Raw genomic sequence first — 22,546 nt, 5'->3', positions numbered from 1 at the left:
TCGGAAAACGCGGGTGAACAAGACTCTAGAGCGATCCGTCCGATGCAATCGGAACGGATCGCTCTAGCGCAGCACGCCCCTGGCGGCCATGCTGCGCGCATAGATCAGGAAGAACACGAGGGCGCTCCAGATCGTGAGGACAAGCCCTGCTGGCGCGGGCTGCGGCGGGTGGAGCCAGAACGCCTGCGTGAGCTGGCTAACGGCAAGGCCGAGCAGCGAGAGCGCGAAGGCGGGCGCAGCCTGCTTCGAGCGGGTGATGAGGAGCAATGAGCCGAGCAGCGAGCCCCAGACGCCGAGCGCCCAGAATGCGGTGAGCCAGGCAGGCAGCGCGGCCATGTAGGCGGCGCTTTCGGCGTTCATCCCGTTGGCGGCGAAATAGCTGGCCGGGGAGAGCTTCGACATCAGGTAGTCGTAGCAGCCGAACAGGTTCCACAAAAGGCTGAGCACAGCGACGATCCAGAAGGATGCAGGGGCCTTGGGTCTCGCGTTCAGGGGCATGGCTTTATCCTCTCCGGCGCAGGGGCAAGTCTACGCCGGAGAGGGCTGGCTGGCAATCAGCCATCCAGATCGGACCATTCCCACGCCAGCGTCTCGCGGAAGGCGAAGCGGTCGATGTGGCGCTCGACCGCACCTTTCAGGCCGTCGCGCTGGCCGGGCTCGCTGGCGGCGATATGGCATTCGAGCGTTTCGGGGTGCGCGGTGAAGGTGACCACCGCGTCCCCCGCCCACGCAGCGCCGCGTGCGTCGCGTGGGAAGGTGACGGTGCCCTGCTGCGCATCGAAGGTGACGGCGAGGTTGTGTTCCCAGTGCTTGCAGACCTGCTGGAGGTACTTGCTGGCATGGCTGGTGGCGACGTGGGCGACAGAGCTGCTCATTGCGGGGTTCCCATGCGTTCGATCTTGCGCGCTGCTTCGTCGAGAATGTCGGCGATCTGGTGGGCGGTGGCCTCGTCGACCCCGCCAAACGCCTTCTGGCGCAGCGCGAGCATGAGGTTGGCGACCGCCCGGCGCAAGGGCGGGCTGCCGCTGCGGCCTTCGGCCTCCTGCCGGGCCTTGCCGAAATCGCCGAGGCGCTGGACGACGGCCTTGGCCTCGTCCAGCCGGGGGGCGAGTTCGGCGCGGCCGGCATCGGTCATGGTGAAGGCCTTGCGGGCGCCTTCGCCCGGAACCTCGGTAATCATGCCTTCGTCCACCAGCAGCTGGAGCGTGGGATAGACCACGCCGGGGCTGGGCGCGTAGGCGCCGGCGGCGAGTTCCTCGATCGCCTTGATCAGTTCGTAGCCGTGGCGGTCCTGCTCATCGAGGAGGAGCAGGAGGAGGAGGCGCAGTTCGCCGGGGGCAAACATGCGGCCGCCCCTGCCTCCAGATCGGCCGCCGCCGTGGCGGCCGCGTCGTCCGCCGAAGCCGGGGCCTTCATCGTCCCAGTCCTCGCCGCCGCCCCAGCCGCCGCCGAAACCGCCGCCGCCGAAACCGCCGCCGCCGAAACCGCCGCCGCGGTGGCCCCAGCCCCCGAAGCCGCGCGCCATCATTTTCAGGGCGATGTGATGTTTGAAGCCATGTCCGTGGCCGTGTCTGTGGAGTCGCATTGTATATCCTTGATGCTTCATGATGGCTCTAAGATATATCTTTATAAGCTCTTTGCAAGAGGGTGGGTGGGAGTTTCTGGTTGTCGGGGGGCTGAAAGACGCCAAACCCCGGATCAAGTCCGGGGTGACGGGGAAGGCCTGCGTTGGTAGTGCCGGAGTCGAATGTCCGATCTCTTTGCCCCTGCCCCTGCCGAAACGCCGCGTGGAACCGCCGCCGATGATGCGCCGCTGGCCGAGCGGCTGCGTCCGGCCAATCTGGGTGAGGTCGTGGGCCAGGACCACCTGACCGGGCCCGATGGCGCGATCGGGCGGATGGTGGCGGCGGGCAAGCTCTCCTCGATCATCCTGTGGGGGCCGCCGGGGACGGGCAAGACGACCATCGCCCGGCTGCTCGCCGATGCGGTGGGCTTGCGCTATGTGGCGATCAGCGCGGTGTTTTCCGGCGTGGCGGACCTCAAGAAGGCCTTTGCCGAGGCGGAAGGCATGGCCCAGATAGGGCGCAAGACACTGCTGTTCGTGGACGAGATCCACCGCTTCAACCGCGCGCAGCAGGACGGGTTTCTGCCCTATGTGGAAAAGGGGACCGTCACGCTGGTCGGCGCGACGACCGAGAACCCGAGCTTTGCGCTGAACGCGGCGCTGCTGAGCCGGGCGCAAGTGCTGATCCTGCACCGGCTGGACGCGGATGCGCTGGGATCGCTGCTGGCGCGGGCGGAAGAGCTGACCGGCCTGAGGCTCCCCCTCACCCCGCCGGCGCGCGAGGCGCTGATCGCCTCGGCCGATGGTGACGGGCGGTTTCTGCTGGGGCAAGCCGAAACGCTGTTCGATGTCTCGCTCCCCGCGCCGCTGGGGCCGGAGGAGCTGGCGAAATTCCTGATGCGGCGCGTGGCGGTCTACGACAAGGACCGCGACGGGCACTACAACCTGATTTCGGCGCTCCACAAGGCCCTGCGCGGATCGGACCCGCAGGCCGCGCTCTATTACATGGCGCGGATGCTGACGGCGGGGGAAGAGCCGCTCTACGTGCTGCGGCGACTGGTTCGCTTTGCCAGCGAGGACATCGGCCTCGCCGATCCGCAAGCGCTGGTGCAGTGCCTCGCGGCGAAGGATGCCTACCAGTTCCTCGGCTCGCCGGAGGGGGAACTCGCCATCGTGCAGGCCTGCCTTTACCTTGCGACCGCGCCCAAATCGAACGCGGCCTATGCGGCGCAAAAGGCGGCCTTTGCGAGCGCGCGGGAAACGGGATCGCTGCCGCCCCCGGCGCATATCCTCAATGCCCCGACCAAGCTGATGAAGGAGATCGGCTATGGCGAAGGTTATGCCTATGACCATGAGGCCGAGGACGGCTTTTCCGGCGCGGATTATTGGCCGGAGGGGATGCGCGCGCAGGCGTTCTACAAGCCGGTCGAGCGCGGGTTCGAGCGCGAGATCGTGAAGCGGCTGGAGTGGTGGGACAAGAAGCGGCGCGAGCGGCGGGGGGAATGACGCCGGGTCGCTTTCGGCACTTCGCAGCCATCGACTGGTCCGGCGCGGCGGGGGAGCGGCACCGGGGGATTGCGCTGGCGATCTGCGAGGAGGGCAAGGCTGCACCGCAGCTGGTGCGGCCCGGGCATCGCTGGTCGCGCAGCGAGGTTCTGGCATGGCTGTTGGACGAATTGCCGGCGGGGACACTGGTGGGGATGGATCTGGGAATCTCCCTCGCCTTTGCCGACAGGCAAGCGTTCTTTCCGGGGTGGGCCCAAAGCCCTGTCGATGCCAAGGCCCTGTGGGCGCTCATCGATGCGGTGTGCGAGGCCGAGCCGCACCTGTCGGTGGGCGCGTTTGTCGATCATCCTGAAGCGAGTGCGCATTTCCGGCGGCATGGCGGGCGCGAAGGCGCGGCATTCGGAGGCGGAAGAGGGCGGTTCCGGGTGACCGAACTGGCGCAGCAACGGATGGGCTGCACGCCCTATTCGAACTTCAATCTGGTCGGTGCGGCGCAAGTGGGCAAATCGAGCCTCTCGGGCATGCGCGTGCTGCACCGGCTTGCGGGGCGGTTGCCGGTCTGGCCGGTGGATGCGCTGCCAGGCGCGGGCTCGGTGATCTGCGAGATCTACACGACGATTGCGGCGATGGCGGCCGGGCGCAGCGCCGGCCGCTCCAAGATCAGGGACGGCGCGGAGCTTGATGCGGCGCTGGCGCGGCTGGGAAGCGCGCCGGTGGGGCTGATAGGTGCGGTCGATGATCATACCAGCGACGCGCTGGTGACCGCCGCATGGCTGCGCACGGTGGCGCACGATCCGGCGCTGTGGGCACCGGCGGGGCTGACCGAAACGATTGCCCGCACCGAGGGCTGGACCTTCGGGGCCACCTGACGCTAAGGAGGCCGCCAACGCCGGCTTAGCTCAGTTGGTAGAGCACCTGATTTGTAATCAGGGGGCCACGGGTTCAAATCCTGTAGCCGGCACCATTCCCCTCAGCGCTGACGAACCCGTGGTGCCCTCGCTTCGCTGCGCCGCAAGCGGCTCCGCTGGGGGTTCGAATCCTGTAGCCGGCACCATTCCCCTCGGCGCTGACGAACCCGTGGTGCCCTCGCTTCGCTGCGCCGCAAGCGGCTCCGCTGGGGGTTCGAATCCTGTAGCCGGCACCACTTTCTTATCAGACGATGCCTGCCCCCCGCCCGACAGCCTTGCGTTCCTGCGCCTTGCGGCTGCGGTACTGGCTGAGACGATAGGCTTCGAGGACATCGATCGCGCCGCCCGCTTCCAGGCGCGCCATCGCGAGGATCGGCGCGACATCGGTGTTGTAGGCGCGGCGCAGCGTCTGGAAGGCCATCATCGTGTCGTTGGCTTCCTGCGCGCCATGGAGCGCGTCGCGGTCCACCAAGGCGGCCTTGGCGTAGCACTGGGCGATGGTTTCCGCCGAAGACAGCATCGATTCGATGGGATCGGTGACGTTGTGCGACTGGTCGATCATGTAGCTGGGGTTGAACCCCTCACGCGGATTGAGCTCCGCCTCGGCCAGTTCGTTGAACACGAGGAACAGCTGGTGCGGGTTGATCGAGCCTGAATCGAGGTCGTCGTCGCCGTACTTGCTGTCGTTGAAGTGGAAGCCGCCCAATTTGCCGAAGCGGTGGAGCCGGGCGACGATCTGTTCGATGTTCACGTTCGGCGCGTGGTGGCCCAGATCGACAAGGCACTTGGCCTTGGGGCCGAGTTCCTGCGCGGCGAGGATCGAGGAGCCCCAGTCGCTGATCACGGTGGAGTAGAACGCAGGCTCGAACATCTTGTGTTCCAGCAACATGCGCCAGTCATCCGGCAGCGCGGCGTAGACTTGCGATGCGGCTTCGAGATAGCGGTCGAGGCTGCGGCCAAGATCCTGCTGGCCGGGGAAATTGGTGCCATCGCCAACCCAGACGGTAATGTCCTTCGAGCCCAGCTGGCGGCCGATCTCGATGCATTCGATATTGTGGTCGACCGCCTGCGCGCGCGTTGCGGCATCCTGCGCGGCGAGCGAGCCGTTGGCATACGTGTGCGCCTGCCCGGGCTGATCCTGGAATGTGTTGGAATTGACCGCATCGAAGCCGAGGCCGAGGGCGGCGGCTTCCTCACGCAGGGCCTTGTAGTCGCTGACCTTGTCCCACGGGAAGTGCGGCGACACGCGCGGGGTGGTGCGGCCGAGCTGCTGGATGACGGCGCAGTCCTCCAGCTTTTCGTGGATGTTGGTGGGCTCGCCAGGGATCGGGAACTTGGCGAACCGCGTGCCGCCACGGCCCGCGCCCCACGAGGGGACGGCAACAGAGAAGCCGGCGACTTTTGCCTTGACCGCATCGATATCGATCCCGGCGCGGGCGAGCTTGCGGCCAAGCGCGCCGTAATCGTCTTCGAGCGCTTCGAGGTGGACGGCGTTGCGGTCCGCGATGAGGTCGGCGGAAATGGGCAGCTGTGTCATTGTTATTCCTCTCCCCTTCCCGCCTAGCGGGTGAACGCCTGCACGTTGCCCGCGTCAACATTGATCATGTTGCCGGTGGACTTGGCAGAGAGATCGGAAGCGAGCCATGCGGCGGCCTCCGCGATGTCTTCGGGGAGGACGTCGCGCTTGAGCATCGAGCGGTTGCGGTAGTGGGCTTCGAGTTCCTCGCCCGCATCGACCTTGTTGGCGGCGGCGCGTTCCTTGCGCCAATCGCCGTCCCAGATGCGGCTGCCGCGGATCACGGCATCGGGGTTCACGATGTTGACGCGGATGCCATCGGGCGCGCCTTCGAGCGCGAGGCAGCGGGCGAGATGGTTGGCGGCGGCCTTGGCCGAGGCATAGGCGGAGGCCCCTGCTGCGGCGGCAAGGGCATTCTTGGAGCCGATGAACACGACCGACGTCCCGCCCTGCTCCTTCATGCGCTTGAGCAGCGGCCATGCGGCGCGGGCGGTAAGGAAATAGCCCTGTGCAAGGACATCGTGGTTGCGGTGCCAGAGGCTCAGCGTGGTTTCCTCGATGGTGGCGGAGCTGGCGATCCCGGCATTGGCAACGAGCATGTCGAGCCCGCCGAATTCGCGCGCGCAAGCGGCGAAGGCGGCGGCGACGGCGGCTTCATCGGTAACATCGCACGTGGCGGCGCGGATCACGTCCTTGCCGAACTGCTGCGCGAGGCCCGCGCGGGTTTCTTCGAGCGCATCGGCATCGCGATCGGCGAGGAGGACGCAGGCGCCTTCCTTCAGCAGGCGGACCGCAGTGGCGGCGCCGATGCCCCCGGCCCCGCCGGTGACCAGCGCGATGCGGCCGACCATGGGTTTTGGCGCGGGCATGCGCTGGAGCTTGGCTTCCTCGAGCAGCCAGTACTCGATGTCGAAGGCTTCCTGCTCATCAAGCGCGATGTAGTCGCCGATGGCCTCGGCGCCGCGCATCACGTTGATGGCGTTGCCGTAGAACTCGCCGGCGAGGCGGGCGGTGGTCTTGTCAGTCGCGAAGGTGATCCGGCCCACACCGGGGACGAGCACGACGACCGGGTTGGGATCGCGCATGGCGGGGGAATTGGCGCGTTTGCAGCGCTCGTAATAGGCGGCGTAGAGCGCGCGGTAGTCCGCCAGTTGCTGCGCGAGGTAGGCGTCATCCGTCAGGCGCGCGGGATCGAGCGTGAGCGGCGCGATCTTGGTGCGCAGGAAGTGATCGGGGCACGAGGTGCCCAGCGCGGCGAGGCGCTGGAAATCGGCGCTGCCGGTGAATTCAAGCGCTTCGGCATCGTCGGAGAAGTGGCCCAGCTTGCGGCGGGCGCCGGTCATCAGCCCGCGCAGGCGGGGCATGAGATCGGCGGCGATGGCCGCGCGGTCCGGGTTCGGGGCGACGATCTGGCCGCCGAATGCGGGCTTTCCGGCCATTGCGGCGTTGAGATGGCGCGCGGCATCGGCGATCAGGCTGATGGTGTGTTCGTAGCAAGCCTTGGCGCTGTCTGCCCAGCAGATGATGCCGTGGCCGGCAAGCATAACGCCCTTAACCTGAGGGTTCGCGCGGACATAATCGCGCAGCATGACGCCGAGCGTGTAGCCGGGGCGCTTCCAGGGGAGCCAGCCGATGGTGCCCCCCCAGATGGCCCGCGTCGCCGCCTCGCCGCCCGAGCTGGCGGCGAGCGCGATGATCGCATCGGGGTGGACGTGATCGACATGCGCGAAGGGCAGCAGCGAGTGCAGCGGGGTGTCGATCGAGGCGGCGCGGCCATTGAGGTTGAAGGTGCAGTGGGGGAGGTAGCCGACCATCGTGTCGTCGTCATCGGGCCCGGAATAGTGCGCTTCGAGTCCGAGCAGCTTTTCCTGATAGAGCGTCGAGAAGCCATCGAGCTTCATCGAGCCGATATCGCCGCCCGAGCCCTTGACCCAGAGCACGGGGACCGCTTCGCCGGTGAGCGGATCGATGCCGGTGAGCTTGGCCGAGGTGTTGCCCCCGCCGAAATTGGTGACGGTGAGATCGCTGCCGAGAAGGTTCGAACGGTAGAGCAGCAATTCCGCAGGGCTGAGGCTGGCGGCATGCGCATCATCCCAGCGGCTGGTGGGCACGGCGAAGGGAATGGCGGAAGCTACAGGCGTATGGGCGTTCATGGCATCCTTCCGGCGTCAGCGATGGGCTGCGCTTGGTGGACTCGCTAACATTTCCACTGGAAACGATCAATATTGATTGATAATGATCGTTTCAGAACAAGGGAGACGGGCGCTGAACGACGGCGCATTCATCGTGATCGATATGGGCAAGAGCCTGAGCAAGGTCTCGCTGTGGGACCGGGCCGGGCGGCGGCTCGACGTGCGTGCGCGGCCCAATGCGGTGGGCGGCGGCCGTCTCGATGTGGTGGGAATCGCGGCGTGGCTGGTCGAGGCGCTGGGGGCATGGTCAGCGCATCCGGTGGAGGCGATCGTGCCGGTGGGGCACGGCGCGGGCGCGGCGGCGCTGCGGGATGGCGCACTCGCCTTTGCGCCGCTGGACTACGAGGCGGCGATCCCGGCAGATGTGATGGAACGCTACCGTGCGGCGCGCGATCCCTTTGGGGTGACGGGCTCCCCCGCCCTGCCCCATGGGCTGAACCTGGGCGCGCAAGTGTGGTGGCTGGCCGAACAGGCCGCGCTCGAGCGCACGACCTTGCTGCCCTGGGCGCAATATTGGGCGTGGTACCTCAGCGGCGTTGCGGTAAGCGAGGTCAGCTCGCTCGGTTGCCATACCGATCTGTGGGTCCCGGCGGCGGCGACGTATTCGCCGCTGGCCACGCGGATGGGCTGGGCGGAGCGGTTCGCTCCGCTGGCCCATGCCAGGGATGTGATCGACACGCTGCGGCCGGACATCGCGGCGGCGACGGGGCTTTCGGCGCAAGTGAAAGTGCTGGCCGGGATCCATGATTCGAACGCGGCGCTGCACGGCGCGCGCGGGTTTGGCGACGTGGCCGATCATGAGGCGACGGTGCTTTCTACGGGAACATGGTTCGTGGCCATGCGGCGGGCCAAGAGCGCCGCGCCGGTGCTGCCGGAAGGGCGCGATTGCCTCGTCAATGTCGATGTCGACGCTCGCGCGGTGCCTTCAGCGCGGTTCATGGGCGGGCGCGAGATCGAGATGGCCAGCGGGGGCCAACCCGTAGATAATCCTGCGGAGCAGGCAGCCCTGCTGGCGGCGGCGGCGGCCTCGCTGGCGAGTGGCGCGATGCTGCTGCCGACCCTGGCGCCGGGCTGCGGGCCGTTTCCGGATTGCACGGCGCGCTGGATCGGAGAGCCGCAGGACAGGCGGGCGGCGGCGTGTCTTTATGCCGCACTGATAGCCGATGCGGCGCTCGATCTCATCGGCGCGCGCGAGACGCTGCTGGTCGAGGGACGTTTTGCCAGTGCGGAGGTCTTCGTGCGGGCGCTGGCGGCGCTGCGGCCGGACAGCCGCGTGCTGGTGGCGGACGGGCCGGCAGACGCCGCCTACGGCGCGTTGCGGCTGATCGAGCCGGGGCTGGCGCCTGCCGCGCGGTTGCGGCAGGTGGAGCCGCTGGCCGGCGATGTGCATACCTATCGCGCGCGCTGGCAAACTGCGCTGGAGACCACGCCGTGATCATTGCCAATATCGCCGATTTCCGCGAGGCCGCGCGCCGCCGTCTGCCGCACTTCCTGTTCGAATATGTCGATGGCGGATCGTACGCAGAGGAGACGCTGCGGCGGAACATCAGCGATCTGGCGGGGATCGCGCTGCGCCAGCGGGTGCTGGCCGATGTGGCGGATATCGATCTATCGGCGGAATTGTTCGGCCGAAGCCTCGCGATGCCGGTCGCGCTCGCGCCCATCGGCCTTGCGGGCATGAACGCGCGGCGGGGCGAGGTTCAAGCGCTGCGCGCGGCGGAGAAGGCGGGCGTGCCGTTCACGCTTTCCACCGTGTCGGTCTGCCCGCTGGGCGAAGTGGCAGGAGCGGCCAGCAAACCCCTCTGGTTCCAGCTCTACATGATCCGCGACCGGGGCCATATGCGTGACCTGCTGGCGCAGGCGCGGGAAGCGCAAGTGAGCACGCTGGTCTTCACCGTGGACATGCCCGTGCCGGGGAGCCGCTACCGCGATGTGCGCTCAGGCCTTGCGGGGGCTTCGGGGCTGCTGGGCGACCTGCGGCGCACGATGCAGGCCGCGATGCGCCCCGGCTGGGCCTGGGATGTCGGCCTCATGGGCCGCCCGCACCATCTCGGCAATATCGCGCCGGTGCTGAAGGGCCGGACGGGGCTGGAGGATTTCTTCGCGTGGATGCGCGCGAACTTCGACCCTTCGATCCATTGGCGCGACCTCGACTTCATCCGCAGCGAATGGTCCGGCCCCCTGATCATCAAAGGCATTCTCGATCCGGAGGATGCGAGGCAAGCCGCCGATGTAGGGGCGGACGGGATCATCGTTTCCAACCATGGCGGGCGGCAGCTGGACGGGGTGCTCTCCACCGCGCGCGCCTTGCCACCGATTGCCGATGCCGTGGGCGACCGGCTGACCGTGCTGGCCGATGGCGGCGTGCGTTCGGGGCTCGACGTGGTGCGCATGCTCGCGCTGGGCGCCAAGGGCGTGCTGCTCGGGCGGGCCTGGGCCTTTGCGCTGGCGGCGGGCGGCGAGGCTGGCGTGGCGAAGATGCTGGCGCTGATCGACGCGGAAATGCGTGTCGCCATGGCGCTGACGGGGTGCACGCGGGTGAGCCAGATCACCCGCGACAATCTGGTGAGGGGATAGCATTTGAGCGAGGCAGCGCGCGGGAAGACCGCATGGCGTGACACGATCCTGGCGGGGCTCGCCAACTATATCGATGCGGGCTCGATCGTTTCGGGATCGGTGGCGCTGGCGCTGTGGCAGGAGCATTACCACCTCTCGCCGGGCTTCCTCGGGCTGCTCGGCGCGTTTGGCCCCAATGCCATTGGCGCGGGGATCGGCGCGCTGGTCGGCGGAATCCTGTGCGACCGGCTGGGGCGCAAGACGATCTACCAGTGGGACATGCTGCTTTATGCCGCGGGCATGGCGCTGCTGGTGTTTGCGGTGGCGCCGTGGATGATCGTGACGGGATTCCTGATCGTGGGGCTGGCGGTGGGCGCGGATATTCCCGCCTCGTGGTCCCTGATCGCGGAAGGCGCGCCCGACGGGCAGCGCGCGCGGCATTCGGGCATGGCGCAAGTGCTGTGGTATCTCGGGCCGGTCGTGGTGCTGCTGATGAGCCTGGCGCTGACCGGTCTTGGCGAACTGGGCGCGCGGATCGTGTTCGCGCATCTGCTGGTGATCGCGCTGGGCCTCACCTTCCTGCGTTCGCGCATGGCGGAATCGGTGCGGTGGACCGAAGCACAGGCCTCGGGCGAAAAGCGGCCGCCGATATCCTCGCTGTTTCGGGGCAAGCACCTCGCCTCGATCCTCGGCCTTGTCGGCATGTATGGCTTCTGGAACCTGTGGGCCGGCACCAACGGATTCTTCTTCCCTTATATCCTGCGCACGGTGGGCGCGGCGACGCAGGCGCAGGCGGTGGGCATTCAGGCACTGTCGTTCGCCATCGGCATGGCCTCCATCGGCCTCGTGTTCATGCAACTGGCCGACCGGGTGAACCAGCGCACGCTGTTCGCGATTTCGGCGGTGGTGCAGGTGATCGGCATGGGGCTTCTGGTCGTCTTCCCGCTGACGATCCCGGTGGCACTGATCTATGTATTCCTGCTGCAGTTTGGCGGCGGATTCGGCGCGCAGAGCTTTTTCCAGCTGTGGAGCGCGGAAGAATTCCCCACCATGCTGCGCTCGACCGCGCAGGGGGTGTGCTTTGCGATCGTGCGGGTGAGCCTGGGCGTGTTCAGCTTCTTCGTACCGCTGCTGACGGCGACAGGCTTTACGACACTGGCGGTGATCCTGACCGGGTTTCTGATCATCTCCGGCGTGATCGGTACTGCCTGGGCGCCGCGCAACGAGGGCAAAAGCCTTGAACAACTCGAGGCCGAGCGGCATGACGGCTTCTGATTGAAACCGATCAGAGAGCCGAAATGCACGCAGCCGAACGCGAGAGGGTGATTGTCGAGGCGCTGCAAGGCACCGGCTTTGTCACCTATCGCGAGCTTGAAGCGCTGCTCGACGCCTCGCCCGCGACGATCCGGCGCGATCTGGCGCGGCTCGAAGATGCAGGGTCCATCGTGCGGGTGCATGGCGGGGCGAAGCTGACGGAAGGGCCGCGCGCGCCGGTACTGCAGCTGGCGGGCACGCCGTTCGACCAGTCGATCAACCGCAACATGGCCGCCAAGCGCGCCATCGGCGCGGCGGCGGCGGCGCGGTGCGAACCCGGCGAAGGCGTGATGATCGACGGCGGCACGACGACCTTGCAGATGTGCCCGCATCTCGCCGGGCTTGGCCTGCAGGTGCTGACCAATTCGCTCCACATCGTGAACGCGCTGCTGCCGCAGGCCGGCACGCGCATTCTGGTGCCTTCGGGCTCGGTGTTTCGCGAGCAGAACATCATTCTGGCGGCGGCGGGCGAGGAATCGATGCCGCGCTTCCACGCCCCCAAGCTGTTCATGGGCGCGGCCTCGGTGGGGCCGCAGGGGGTGATGCAGCAGGACGTGGTGCTGGTGGCGGCGGAGCGGCGGCTGATCGACCGGGCCGAGCAGGTGATCCTGCTGGTGGATTCGGCAAAGTTTGCGTCTGGTTCGGGAACGATCGTGTGCGGTCTGGACGAAGTGGATGTGCTGGTGACGGACGCGGGGATCACGCCCGAGCACGCCGCGATGGTGCGCGCGGCGGGGGTGGAGCTAGTGGTGGCCTAATCCGGCGTCAGCACCATTTTCAGCGCCCCCGCCTCACGGGCTTCGAACAGGCGGTAGGCCTCCGCGCCTTCGCTCAGCGGCATCCGGTGGGTGATCGTGCGTTCGGGTTTCAGGCGGCCGGACTGGACGAGCGGGAACAGCGCGGGCAGTTCCTCGGGCACCGAGCAGGTGCCGATGCGGAAGGTGAGGCCGGCGGCGAAGGCGCGTTCCAGCGGGAAGGCGAAGCGCCGCGATTGCTGAACGCCGATGACCGAGACGGTGCCGCGCGGTCGGACCAGCCGGAGAGCGAAATCGACCGTCGCGTCGCTGCCGACGACTTCGACCACGCAATCGAGCTTGCGGCCTTTGGTGTCTGCCTTGATGCGTTCGAGCGCTTCGTCGGGATGCAGGGTGATCGCGCCGGATTGTTCGGCCATGGCGCGGCGTTCGGGGATCGGATCGATGGCGTAGACCACGTGGGCGCCCATGACCCAGGCGCTTTCGACCGCCATCAGGCCGATGGGGCCGAGGCCGATGATAGCGACCGACGAGCCGGGGCGGATATCGGCCTGCCGCGCGCCGAACCAGGCGGTGGCGAGCGCGTCGGTCATCATCAGCGCCTGTTCTTCGCTGACGCCTTCGGGGATGGGGACGGCGTTCATGTCCGCCGCGGGAACGCGCACCGCTTCGGCTTGCGAGCCTTGCAGGCGCGCGGAGAGGCCGTAGCAGGCGAGCGCGCCGTTTTCGCAGGTGTGAACAAGACCGGAAAGGCACGAACGGCAGCGGCCGCAGCCGACGGCCGCGGGGAGCATGACCAGATCGCCGACCTTGTGCCGCTGCACCGCGCTGCCGACTTCGACAATCTCACCCACTGCCTCATGGCCAACGCAGAAGCCCACGTCCTCGAAGAAGCCATGGCCGTGGTAGATGTGGAGATCCGAGCCGCAGATCGAGCAGGCGGTGACGCGCACCACGGCATCGGCGGGGGACTGGGGCGCGGGATCGTCCATGCTTTCATAGCGGACATCGCGCGCGCCGTAATAGCGCAGGGCCTTCACAGCGAGAGCCCTCCATCGACGATGAGCGTCTGCCCGGTGACGTAGGACGCGAGCGGCGAGGCGAGGAAGAGCACGGCGCCGGCCATGTCCTGCGGCGTGCCGAGACGGCCTTGCGGGATGCGCGCGATGGAGCCGGCGAGGCGCTCGGGATGGTCGGTGGTCACCTTGGTGAGCTTTGTGGCGACGAGGCCCGGGGCGATGCCGTTCACCCGGATGCCCTCGCCCGCAAAGGCATTGCCGAGCGTGCGCGTGAGGCTGACGGCCCCGGCCTTGGACGCGGCATAGGCGGGGTTGCCGATGTTCGCGCCGAACGCGGCGACCGAGCTGACGGTCACGATACTGCCCTTCGTCTCGGCCAGCGCGGCGCGGAACTTCATCGCGCAGTGCATCAGGCTGTCGAGGTTGACCGCCATGACCTTGTCCCAGCCGGGGCGCGCGAACTCGCCGCGCTTGTAGACGACGGTGCCCTGGCACAGGACGAGGACGTCAAGGCTTTCAAAGGGCGCGGGCGCGGCTTCGATGCCATCGGGATCGCCGACGTCGACGCACGTGTAGCCGAGGCCGGTGAGATCGGAACCTTCGGCGGGATCATAATCCTCGGCCCGGGCGCGCGTGCCCCAGACGTGGACCAGCGCCCCGCGCTGGCGGAAGGCATGGGCGATGCCATTGCCGATGCCGCTCGATCCGCCGACGACGAGGACCTTCCGGCCGGTGAAATCGGTATCGCCGCTCATGGACATGCTCTCTCCTGCGGGGCGCTTCGCCCTCTCCCCCACCTTTTTGGCCGGGAGCGCCCGGTGCGCAAGGGCCTGCGTTACTCGTTCAGCAAAGTATCCTTAAACATGAACAAGAGCCAACGGGACATTCAGGCTCGTGCCACTGCGAATCAGGCACAAGGGCTTCATCGGCACCCATCAAGGGGCCAAAGAAGGGGAACGACGATGAACACGATCTCGAAGGTTCTCACCGCAGCGCTCGCTCTTGGCAGCGCGGTGGCGCTGGGCGGCACGGCGAACGCGCAGGACTGGCGCGGCGGCTACGGCAATGGCAACGGCTACGGCAATGGCTATGGCTACAGCAACAGCTGGCGCAGCCCGCGCGAGCAGGCCTCGATCGACCGCTACCTCGTCGATTCCACCTGCTCGGGCCAGCGCGGCTACCAGCTCGAGAACCGGCTGCGGCTGGAAGTTAGCCGGGGCGGCATCGACCGGTGGACTGCCGGCCGGATCCAGACCGCGATCGACGATCTGCAGGACCAGGAACAGCACGAGTGCCGCGAGCGGGACTTCAGCTCGGCCCGGGATATCGGCAAGAACTACATCCGCATCCGTGCGTGGATCGATCAGGAAAGCGGCAGCTACCGGGGCAACTACTGGCGGCGTTGAGCCACCCGATTACCCCCGGCCGCGATACGGCGCCACCCCCTGATCGGGCACCCAGAGCCCGGCGGGGGGCGTGTCCGACTGCCAGAACACATCGATAGGAATGCCGCCGCGCGGATACCAGTAGCCGCCGATGCGCAGCCAGCGCGGGCGCATCTCGGCAAACAGGCGCTGGCCGATGCCGACCGTCACGTCTTCATGGAAGCCGGCATGGTTGCGGAACGATCCGAGGAACAGCTTGAGCGACTTCGATTCCACGATGGTTTCGCCGGGCGCATAGTCGATCACCAGATGCGCGAAATCGGGCTGGCCGGTGACCGGGCAGAGCGATGTGAACTCCGGCACGGCAAAGCGGGCGAGGAACAGCGAACCGGCACGCGGATTGGGCACATAATCGAGCACGGCCTCTTCGGGCGAGGCAGGCAGGCTGCTGGTCTGGCCCAGGTGCAGCGGGGTGGCGCCGATATCGGTCATCGTGGTGTCCTTTCGTGGCAGCGCCTTTGCACCCGGGCGCGCGGCGGGGCAAGTGGGCGCTTGGGGCATGGCGGCAAGGCCCCATTTTTGGGGTGACGGGGGCGGGGGGCCGGTCTAGTCTTGCCTCAAGGACCCGCACAGACGGGCCGCAGGCAGGACGGAGCTAACCCATGGAATCCCTGGTCTCGACCCAGTGGCTCGCGAGCGAGCTGGGCGCGAGCGATCTGCGCATCGTTGATGCCAGCGCCTTTCTGCCCGAGCACGGCCGCGATCCGGAGCTGGAATACGAAGCGTGCCATATTCCCGGCGCGGTGTTCATGAACCTTGCCGAGCTCGCCGATCCGGCGCGCCCGGGGCTGAACATGCTGCCCAGCGCCGAGCGCTTTGCCAGCCGGATGCAGAGCCTGGGGCTCGGCGATGGCAGCCGCATCGTGCTCTATGACGACAGCCCGGTGAAGACCTCGGCGCGCGCGTGGTTCATGCTGACCACGTTCGGCGCGACCAACGTGGCGCTGCTTGATGGCGGGATCGCCAAGTGGAAGGCGGAAGGGCGCAAGTGCGCGCAAGGCAAGGAAACGCTGCGCCACCGCCACTTCACGGTGTGGAGCGACGACCGCAATGTGCGCTCCAAGGCCGATGTGCTGGCGAACCTTGAGAGCCATGCGGAGCTGGTGGTCGATGCGCGGGGGCCGGGGCGCTTCACCGGCGAGGTGCCCGAAGTGAAGCCCGGCCTTGCCAGCGGCCACATTCCGGGCGCGCGCAATGTCTATTACGCCAGCCTGTTCAAACCCGACGGTACGTGGAAAGCGCCGGACGAGATCCGCGCCGTGTTCGAGGCGGCGGGGGTGGACCTTGGCCGCCCGCTGATCACCAGCTGCGGTTCGGGGGTGACGGCAAGCGCACTGCTCTTCGCGCTGCACCTGATCGGCAAGCACGATGCGGCGCTTTATGACGGCAGCTGGAGCGAATGGGGCGCTGACCCGGCGACGCCGAAGGAAACGGGGGCGGCGGCCTAATTCCCTTCTCCGCAAAATATGCCTAAGACCGGCCCATGGCGGAACATGACAGCAAAAACCACGGCACCGGCACACGGCTGGTCGGCATTGGCCGGCGGGCCGAGTGGACGGGGACGGCGGAGCATCCCGGCGCGGTGGTCAATCCCCCGGTCTACCGGGCGAGCACGCATCTCTATCCCGATATGGCGGCACTGCGGGACCATCCGGCAAACGAGGACGGCAAGTTTTATTATGGCCGCCGCGGTGCGCCAACGCAGTGGGCGCTGGCCGAGGCCTTGACCGCGCTGGAGCCGGGGGCAGAAGGCACGGTGCTCTATCCCTCCGGCGTCGCGGCGATCATGGGCGCGCTGCTGACGGTGCTGCGGCCCGGCGACGTGCTGATGATGATCGACAACGCCTATGAGCCGAGCCGCGCGATGGGGCGCGGGCTGCTGAGGGACTTCGGGATCGAAACGCGCTGGTTCGATCCGGCGGATGTCGAGGGATTTGCGGCGGCGATCTGCGACCGGACCAAGGCGGTGCTGCTGGAAGTTCCGGGCAGCCTCACGATCGAGGTCTGCGACGTGCCCACGCTTTCGGCCATCGCCAAGGCGCGTGGACTGACTGTGGTGCTCGACAACACCTGGGCCTCGCCCTTGGGTTTTCCGGCGCTGGCGCGGGGGGCGGACATCGCCATCATGAGCCTGACCAAGCATGTCGGCGGGCATTCGGACGCCATGATGGGCTCCGCGAGCGCGGGACCGGAATGGTACCGCAAGCTGCGCATCCGCGCGCAGGGACTGGGCAATGTCGTCTCTCCCGATGATGCCGCGCTAATGCTGCGGGGCCTGCGCACGATGGGCCTTCGGCTGGCGCAGGAGACGGCCTCGGCGCTGGCGCTGGCCGAATGGCTCGAAGCGCGGCCCGAAGTGGCCAAGGTGCTTTGCCCGATGCTGCCGGGATCGCCGGGACACGCGCTGTGGACGCGCGACTTTTCCGGGGGCTGCGGGCTGTTCAGCTTTGTGCTCAAGGGCGGAACCTCGGCGGCGCGCGATGCCTTGATCGATGGCCTTTCGCTGTTCGGCATCGGCTATTCGTGGGGCGGGTTCGAAAGCCTTGCCACGCCCGTCGATCCCGCGCCGATCCGCACCGCGAGCCCTTGGCCGCTGCCGGGGCTGGACGCGGGCGACCGCTTTGGCGTGCGGCTTTCCATCGGGCTTGAGGATACGGCGGACCTGATCGCCGATCTCGAGCGCGGGCTGGCCGCCTGGAGCGCTATGGCATGAGCACATGGTTGAAGCTGCACCAGCAGATCAACGCACAGATCAACGACTGGGTCAGTTCGCTCGACGATGTCGGCTTCGATGTGGGCCGGACGCATATCTCGCTGTTCAATGCGGTGTGGATGCTCATTGTCGTCATCGGCGTGCTCGTGTTCGGCCGGGTGGCCAGCCGGATCGGCCGGCGCGCGGTGCGCGGACTCAAAGGCCTCGACGGCACGCAGCGCGCGCTGGGCGAGAAGCTGATGACGGTAACGGTGTGGTCTGCGGCGGTGCTTGTCGGCATCGATGCGCTGGGCATCAACCTCACCACGCTCACGGTGTTTTCCGGCGCCTTCGGCCTTGCGGTGGGCTTTGGCCTGCAGAAGACCTTCGGCAACCTGATCGCGGGCGTGATCCTCCTGATGGACCGCTCGATCAAGCCGGGCGACGTGATCGCGGTGAACGACACCAAGGGCAGCACCTTCGGCGAGGTGAGCCGCATTGGCGTGCGCGCGGTTTCGGTGACGACGCGCGACAACCGCGAAATCCTCATCCCGAACGAAATCCTGATGACCACGCAAGTGGAGAACTGGTCGTACTCCTCGCGCATGGTGGGGATCACGATCCCGGTGAACGTCGCCTATGGAAGCGACCTCGATCTGGCTGAAAAGCTGCTGCTGAAGGCCGCGCTGACGGTGCCGCGCGTCCTGAAGGACCCGGAACCCTCCATCCTGCTCAACGCCTTCGGGCCGAGCGCGATCGAGCTGCTCATCTACATCTCGATCGACGATCCGGAAAACGGCGTCGGCAATGTGCGATCGGACGTGCTGAAGGCGGCGTGGCATGCGCTGAAGGACAGCGGCGTGAGCATTCCGCTGCCGCAATCGGACGTGACGCTGCGGGATTCGGACGGGCTGCGGGTCCTGGCGGAGGCGCTGCGGGGGCGTGAAAACCCGCAGTAGGGAACCCGCTGCCACTCCCCCTTTCGGGGGAGGCTTGGTGGGGGTGCGCGGCACTTGAACGATGAGCGCCGTACCCCCTCCCCCAACCCCTCCCCGCCGAGGAAGAGGGTCAGGGGGCTAAAGTTCACCTAACCCGCCCCCTAGCTTTCCTCGCTGGCGATTGCGGGAGCGAAGGACCATCTGCCAGCCATGGATCAAGCGCCTTCCAGAATCGGAACCGTCTACCTTGTAGGCGCTGGCCCGGGTGATCCGGACCTTCTGACCCTGCGCGCGGCGCGGCTCCTGGCGAGCGCGGAGCTGGTGGTGCATGACGGCCTGGTCGATCCGGCGATCATGGCGATGGTTCCCGCAGGCGCGCGGCTGGTTTCTGTGGCCAAGCAGCGCGCGCGCCACACCATGCAGCAGGACGATATCAACGCGCTGCTGGTGCGCGAGGCGCTGACCGGGCACGATGTGGTGCGGCTGAAGGGCGGCGATCCGTTCATTTTCGGGCGCGGCGGCGAGGAGGCCGAGGCCTGTCATGCCGCCGGGGTTCCGGTGCAGGTCGTTCCCGGCGTGAGCGCGGCCTTGGGCGCGGCGGCGGCGGCGCAGATTCCGCTGACGCACCGCGAGAATGCCTCGATCGTCAGCTTCGTGGCCGGGCAGTGCAAGGGCCTCGCCGATCAGAACTGGGCGGGCCTCGCCGGTGTCGGCCGCACGCTGGTGATCTATATGGGGCTGGCAACCAGCGATGCGATTGCCGAGAAGCTGATGGCAGACGGCCTTGCGCCGGACATGCCGGTGGCGGTGATCGAGAACGCGGCGCGGCCTTCGATGCGCGTGCTGCGCGGGGCACTGGCGGGGCTTGGCGCGCTGGTGGCGGAGCACAAGGTGAAGAGCCCTGCTCTCATCGTGATCGGCGAAGTGACCGCGCGCGAGCGCACTCAGGAACTCATGAAGATAGCGGAGACCGCTGCGTGAAGATTTTGACGGGGAATGATCTGGCGTCCGGCGATGTCGTCTGGTGGGACGGCATGGGCTGGTCGCGCGATGTGAACGATGCGGTCGATGTGGGCGATCAGGACGCTGCGATCCTCGCCGCCGAGGAAGCCGCGCAGCGCGTGAACGCCAGCTATGCGATTGCCGCGACGCAGACCGCCGAGGGTGTCCGCCCCGCGCATATCAAGGACCGCATCCGGGCGCTTGGCCCCACGGTGCGGCTCGACCTTTCCCTCCGCCCCGGCGATCCCGATGCCGCGAAGCAGGTGATCTGAACATGTACCAGTATGACCAGTATGATCAGGCCATGGTCGATGCGCGCGTGGAGGAATTCCGCGGGCAAGTGGCGCGGCGCATGGCGGGCGAGATCACCGAGGACCAGTTCAAGCCGCTGCGGCTGAAGAACGGGCTCTATCTCCAGCTCCACGCCTATATGCTGCGCGTGGCGATCCCCTATGGCACGCTGAACGGGCGCCAGATGCGGATGCTGGGTGACATCGCGGACAAGTACGACCGCGGCTATGGCCACTTCACCACGCGCCAGAACATCCAGTACAACTGGATCAAGCTGGAAGATGCGCCGCAGATCCTGGCGGACCTCGCCACGGTCGAGATGCATGCGATCCAGACGAGCGGCAACTGCATCCGCAACATCAGCTCGGATCACTTTGCCGGAGCGGCGGCGGACGAGTTGGTCGATCCGCGCCCTTATGCCGAGCTGCTGCGCCAGTGGTCGAGCTTCCATCCGGAATTCGATTACCTGCCGCGCAAGTTCAAGATCGCGGTGATCGCCAGCGATACCGACCGCGCGGCGATGCGGCTGCATGATATCGGCATCCAGATCGTGAAGAACGACGCAGGCGAAATCGGCGCGCGCTTCTACGTCGGCGGCGGCATGGGCCGCACCCCGATGATCGCGCCGGTGATCCGCGATTTCGTGCCCGCGCTGCAGATGGTGAGCTACGCCGAGGCCTGCCTTCGCGTCTACAACCGCTACGGCCGCCGCGACAACAAGTACAAGGCGCGGATCAAGATCCTCGTTCACGAGATCGGCGCGGACGAATACCGCCGGCAGGTGGAGGAAGAGTTCGCGCATATCCTGACGCTGGGGCTGGAGCCGCCGGCTGCGGAACTGGAGCGCATTGCCGCGTTCTTCGCAGATCCCGGCCTCGAGACGGGCCTTGCCGAAGGCTATGACCGCAGCGATCCGGACTTCGCGGTGTGGGCGGACCAGAACACTGCCGCGCACAAGCAGGCGGGCTACAAGGCGGTTGTCATCAGCCTCAAGCCGGCGGGCGGTATTCCGGGCGACGCCACGGCGGACCAGATCCGCCTGATGGCAGACCTCGCCGAAGCCTACAGCCTCGACGAGCTGCGCGTGACGCACACGCAGAACATCGTGCTGCCGCATGTGAAGCAGAGCGACCTTTACGCGCTGTGGCAGAAGCTCGATGCGGCAGGCCTCGGCTCGGCCAACCTCGACCTCATCGGCGATATCATCGCGTGCCCGGGGCTCGATTATTGCAGCCTCGCCAATGCGCGCTCGATTCCGCTCGCGCAGAAGATTTCGGAGCGGTTCGCCTCGCCCGAGCGGCAGCGCACGCTGGGTGAGCTCAAGCTCAAGATTTCGGGCTGCATCAATGCCTGCGGGCACCACCATGCAGGCCACATCGGCATTCTCGGCGTCGACCGGAAGGGCACCGAAAACTACCAGCTGCTGTTCGGCGGCTCGGAAGCGGCGGATACCTCGCTCGCGCAGATCGTCGGCCCCGGCTTCAGCGAGGACGGCATCGTCGAAGCGATCGAGACCGCGACCGAAGTCTACCTGAAGGCTCGCGCCGAGGGTGAACGCTTCATCGATACCTACCGCCGCATTGGCGCCGCGCCGTTCAAGGAGGCGATCTATGGCTGAGACACTTCTGCGCCTGCGCGTTGACGCGGCATCGGGCGCGCCCGTGCTTTCGCTGGCGGATTTCCTCGCTTCCGACAACGCTGCGGCTGTCCGCATCGAGCCGGGCGAGGATGCCCGCGCGCTGCTGCCGCATCTGGCGCGCCTCGCGCTCGTCGAGGTGAGCTTCCCCGCCTATGGCGACGGGCGCGGTTATTCCTCGGCGCGAATCCTGCGCGAACACGGGTACACGGGCGAACTGCGCGCGGTGGGCGATGTGCTGCTCGATCAGCTCAGCCACATGAAGCGCTGCGGGTTCGACGGGTTTGCGCCGGTGAAGCCGATTGCGGCGGAAGCGGCGCAGCAGGCCTTCGCGACATGGCCCGACGTCTATCAGAAGACGGTTGACGGCCGCTCGCCCATCTGGGCCAAGCGCCATGGCCTCTAACGAAACACGGGCTGCTGATCAGATCGAGACCGGGCCGCGCTTCACCGAGAGTGATGCGATCCGGCTGAACAACCTGTTTCGCGGGACCGATACGCCCGAGATGCTGCGCAGCGTCCTGAAGGACAGGCTGATCGGCGAGATGGCGGTCGTCTCCAGCTTCGGCGCGGAAAGCGCGGTGCTGCTGCATCTGATCGCGCAGGTGGACCCGTCGATCCCGGTGATCTTCCTGGAAACGCACAAGCATTTCCCCGAAACGATTGCCTATCGCGACGCGCTGGTAGCGCATCTCGGGCTGACCGGGCTGCTGGTCGTGGAGCCGGATGCCGCGCTGCTCGAAGCCAAGGACGGCAACGGCCTGCGCTGGTCGTGGGACCCGGATGGCTGCTGCGAGATCCGGAAAGTGCAGCCGCTGGCGCGCGCGCTGCTTTCGTTCGATGCCTCGATCAGCGGGCGCAAGGGCTTCCAGTCCGCCACCCGCAGCGGCCTGCCGCGCTTCGAGATCGACCGCACCGACGCCGAAGGCCGCCTGAAGTTCAATCCGCTCGCCTCGTGGACCTCGGACGACCTCGAGGCCTACATGGTCCGCCACGATCTGCCGCGCCATCCGCTGGTGGCGCAGGGCTATCCTTCCATCGGCTGCGCGCCCTGCACCAGCAAGGTCGCACCCGGCGAGGACCCGCGTTCGGGCCGCTGGAAGGGCTGGGACAAGGTGGAATGCGGCATCCACGTGCCGGGTTCGCCTGCGAGCGAGTCTGATGGGGAATTGCCGCCGGGGTATGATCCGGCGTTCTGAGGCATTTCCCTCA

General features: G+C 67.3%; 23 protein-coding genes and 1 tRNA gene. 16 read left to right on the top strand and 8 right to left on the bottom strand.

Annotated elements, in window-relative coordinates:
- Nucleotides 1-63: 63 nt before the first annotated feature.
- From AQZ52_RS15570 to AQZ52_RS15560, 3 genes are read right to left on the bottom strand one after another with little or no spacing between them, the layout of a single operon-like run.
- Nucleotides 64-498, bottom strand: a complete 435-nt coding sequence (locus tag AQZ52_RS15570; protein WP_067913050.1) for a hypothetical protein — start codon at nucleotides 496-498, stop codon at nucleotides 64-66.
- A gap of 56 nt (nucleotides 499-554) precedes the next feature.
- Nucleotides 555-875, bottom strand: a complete 321-nt coding sequence (locus AQZ52_RS15565) for a DUF2218 domain-containing protein (protein WP_067913047.1) — start codon at nucleotides 873-875, stop codon at nucleotides 555-557.
- Nucleotides 872-1,585, bottom strand: a complete 714-nt coding sequence (locus tag AQZ52_RS15560; RefSeq protein WP_156424986.1) for a PadR family transcriptional regulator — start codon at nucleotides 1,583-1,585, stop codon at nucleotides 872-874. Before AQZ52_RS15560 ends, AQZ52_RS15565 begins: the two co-directional genes overlap by 4 nt.
- A 162-nt stretch (nucleotides 1,586-1,747) precedes the next feature.
- Here AQZ52_RS15560 and AQZ52_RS15555 point away from each other — a divergent pair, with 162 nt between their 5' ends.
- The 3 genes from AQZ52_RS15555 to AQZ52_RS15545 all read left to right on the top strand — a co-directional run bounded on the left by AQZ52_RS15555 (nucleotide 1,748) and on the right by AQZ52_RS15545 (nucleotide 4,034).
- Nucleotides 1,748-3,070, top strand: coding sequence for a replication-associated recombination protein A (locus AQZ52_RS15555; RefSeq protein WP_067913040.1), 1,323 nt, complete (start codon nucleotides 1,748-1,750; stop codon nucleotides 3,068-3,070).
- Nucleotides 3,067-3,939: a hypothetical protein gene (locus AQZ52_RS15550; RefSeq protein WP_067913037.1), complete on the top strand. Its 873-nt coding sequence runs from the start codon at nucleotides 3,067-3,069 to the stop codon at nucleotides 3,937-3,939. The genes AQZ52_RS15555 and AQZ52_RS15550 overlap by 4 nt, the downstream gene beginning before the upstream one ends.
- A gap of 19 nt (nucleotides 3,940-3,958) precedes the next feature.
- Nucleotides 3,959-4,034: transfer RNA gene (locus tag AQZ52_RS15545), tRNA-Thr, on the top strand.
- Nucleotides 4,035-4,222: 188 nt separating this feature from the next.
- On the opposite strand, the gene rhaI is transcribed toward AQZ52_RS15545, so the two are convergent.
- Nucleotides 4,223-5,515 (bottom strand): L-rhamnose catabolism isomerase, encoded by a 1,293-nt coding sequence (rhaI, locus tag AQZ52_RS15540; protein WP_067913034.1) that lies wholly within the window; start codon nucleotides 5,513-5,515, stop codon nucleotides 4,223-4,225.
- A gap of 23 nt (nucleotides 5,516-5,538) precedes the next feature.
- Nucleotides 5,539-7,647, bottom strand: coding sequence for a bifunctional rhamnulose-1-phosphate aldolase/short-chain dehydrogenase (locus AQZ52_RS15535; RefSeq protein ID WP_067913032.1), 2,109 nt, complete (start codon nucleotides 7,645-7,647; stop codon nucleotides 5,539-5,541).
- An 82-nt stretch (nucleotides 7,648-7,729) separates the two neighbouring features.
- Here AQZ52_RS15535 and AQZ52_RS15530 point away from each other — a divergent pair, with 82 nt between their 5' ends.
- From AQZ52_RS15530 to AQZ52_RS15515, 4 genes are read left to right on the top strand one after another with little or no spacing between them, the layout of a single operon-like run.
- Complete coding sequence (locus AQZ52_RS15530; protein WP_067913029.1) at nucleotides 7,730-9,121, top strand: acetate and sugar kinases/Hsc70/actin family protein; 1,392 nt, start codon at nucleotides 7,730-7,732, stop codon at nucleotides 9,119-9,121.
- Entirely contained in the window at nucleotides 9,118-10,263 is a 1,146-nt protein-coding gene (gene lldD / locus AQZ52_RS15525; RefSeq protein ID WP_067913024.1) for an FMN-dependent L-lactate dehydrogenase LldD, read from the top strand. The genes AQZ52_RS15530 and lldD overlap by 4 nt, the downstream gene beginning before the upstream one ends.
- A 3-nt stretch (nucleotides 10,264-10,266) precedes the next feature.
- Nucleotides 10,267-11,517 (top strand): MFS transporter, encoded by a 1,251-nt coding sequence (locus AQZ52_RS15520; protein ID WP_067913019.1) that lies wholly within the window; start codon nucleotides 10,267-10,269, stop codon nucleotides 11,515-11,517.
- 23 nt (nucleotides 11,518-11,540) lie between these two features.
- Nucleotides 11,541-12,314: a DeoR/GlpR family DNA-binding transcription regulator gene (locus tag AQZ52_RS15515; protein ID WP_067913016.1), complete on the top strand. Its 774-nt coding sequence runs from the start codon at nucleotides 11,541-11,543 to the stop codon at nucleotides 12,312-12,314.
- On the opposite strand, the gene AQZ52_RS15510 is transcribed toward AQZ52_RS15515, so the two are convergent.
- Both AQZ52_RS15510 and AQZ52_RS15505 read right to left on the bottom strand, forming a co-directional pair.
- Nucleotides 12,311-13,351, bottom strand: a complete 1,041-nt coding sequence (locus AQZ52_RS15510) for an alcohol dehydrogenase family protein (protein ID WP_067913014.1) — start codon at nucleotides 13,349-13,351, stop codon at nucleotides 12,311-12,313. The genes AQZ52_RS15515 and AQZ52_RS15510 overlap by 4 nt on opposite strands.
- Nucleotides 13,348-14,085, bottom strand: coding sequence for an SDR family NAD(P)-dependent oxidoreductase (locus AQZ52_RS15505; protein WP_067913012.1), 738 nt, complete (start codon nucleotides 14,083-14,085; stop codon nucleotides 13,348-13,350). The genes AQZ52_RS15510 and AQZ52_RS15505 overlap by 4 nt, the downstream gene beginning before the upstream one ends.
- A 207-nt stretch (nucleotides 14,086-14,292) precedes the next feature.
- Between AQZ52_RS15505 and AQZ52_RS15500 the strand changes: the two genes are divergently transcribed.
- Nucleotides 14,293-14,736 (top strand): hypothetical protein, encoded by a 444-nt coding sequence (locus AQZ52_RS15500; RefSeq protein ID WP_067913009.1) that lies wholly within the window; start codon nucleotides 14,293-14,295, stop codon nucleotides 14,734-14,736.
- Nucleotides 14,737-14,745: 9 nt separating this feature from the next.
- Here the strand turns inward: AQZ52_RS15500 and queF are convergent, their stop codons facing one another.
- Nucleotides 14,746-15,207, bottom strand: coding sequence for a preQ(1) synthase (gene queF, locus AQZ52_RS15495; protein WP_067913006.1), 462 nt, complete (start codon nucleotides 15,205-15,207; stop codon nucleotides 14,746-14,748).
- Between the two features lie 170 nt (nucleotides 15,208-15,377).
- Here queF and AQZ52_RS15490 point away from each other — a divergent pair, with 170 nt between their 5' ends.
- The 8 genes from AQZ52_RS15490 to AQZ52_RS15455 all read left to right on the top strand — a co-directional run bounded on the left by AQZ52_RS15490 (nucleotide 15,378) and on the right by AQZ52_RS15455 (nucleotide 22,533).
- Nucleotides 15,378-16,223: a sulfurtransferase gene (locus AQZ52_RS15490; RefSeq protein WP_067913003.1), complete on the top strand. Its 846-nt coding sequence runs from the start codon at nucleotides 15,378-15,380 to the stop codon at nucleotides 16,221-16,223.
- Between the two features lie 35 nt (nucleotides 16,224-16,258).
- Complete coding sequence (gene metC / locus AQZ52_RS15485; protein WP_067913000.1) at nucleotides 16,259-17,488, top strand: cystathionine beta-lyase; 1,230 nt, start codon at nucleotides 16,259-16,261, stop codon at nucleotides 17,486-17,488.
- Entirely contained in the window at nucleotides 17,485-18,426 is a 942-nt protein-coding gene (locus tag AQZ52_RS15480) for a mechanosensitive ion channel family protein (protein ID WP_067912996.1), read from the top strand. The genes metC and AQZ52_RS15480 overlap by 4 nt, the downstream gene beginning before the upstream one ends.
- A 189-nt stretch (nucleotides 18,427-18,615) precedes the next feature.
- On the top strand, nucleotides 18,616-19,386 hold the full coding sequence (cobA, locus tag AQZ52_RS15475; protein WP_067912993.1) for a uroporphyrinogen-III C-methyltransferase: 771 nt from the start codon (nucleotides 18,616-18,618) through the stop codon (nucleotides 19,384-19,386).
- Nucleotides 19,383-19,679: a DUF2849 domain-containing protein gene (locus AQZ52_RS15470; protein ID WP_067912990.1), complete on the top strand. Its 297-nt coding sequence runs from the start codon at nucleotides 19,383-19,385 to the stop codon at nucleotides 19,677-19,679. The genes cobA and AQZ52_RS15470 overlap by 4 nt, the downstream gene beginning before the upstream one ends.
- A gap of 2 nt (nucleotides 19,680-19,681) precedes the next feature.
- Nucleotides 19,682-21,316 (top strand): nitrite/sulfite reductase, encoded by a 1,635-nt coding sequence (locus AQZ52_RS15465; RefSeq protein ID WP_067912987.1) that lies wholly within the window; start codon nucleotides 19,682-19,684, stop codon nucleotides 21,314-21,316.
- Nucleotides 21,309-21,740 carry a DUF934 domain-containing protein gene (locus tag AQZ52_RS15460; RefSeq protein ID WP_067912984.1) on the top strand — a complete coding sequence of 144 codons (432 nt, stop codon included), beginning with the start codon at nucleotides 21,309-21,311 and terminating at the stop codon, nucleotides 21,738-21,740. Before AQZ52_RS15465 ends, AQZ52_RS15460 begins: the two co-directional genes overlap by 8 nt.
- Nucleotides 21,730-22,533, top strand: coding sequence for a phosphoadenylyl-sulfate reductase (locus AQZ52_RS15455; protein ID WP_067912980.1), 804 nt, complete (start codon nucleotides 21,730-21,732; stop codon nucleotides 22,531-22,533). The genes AQZ52_RS15460 and AQZ52_RS15455 overlap by 11 nt, the downstream gene beginning before the upstream one ends.
- Nucleotides 22,534-22,546: the final 13 nt, after the last annotated feature.

Source organism: Novosphingobium fuchskuhlense, from assembly GCF_001519075.1.
GTDB lineage: Bacteria > Pseudomonadota > Alphaproteobacteria > Sphingomonadales > Sphingomonadaceae > Novosphingobium > Novosphingobium fuchskuhlense.
Note: the sequence above shows the minus strand (reverse complement) of the source record. Positions and strands in the feature narration are given on the sequence as shown.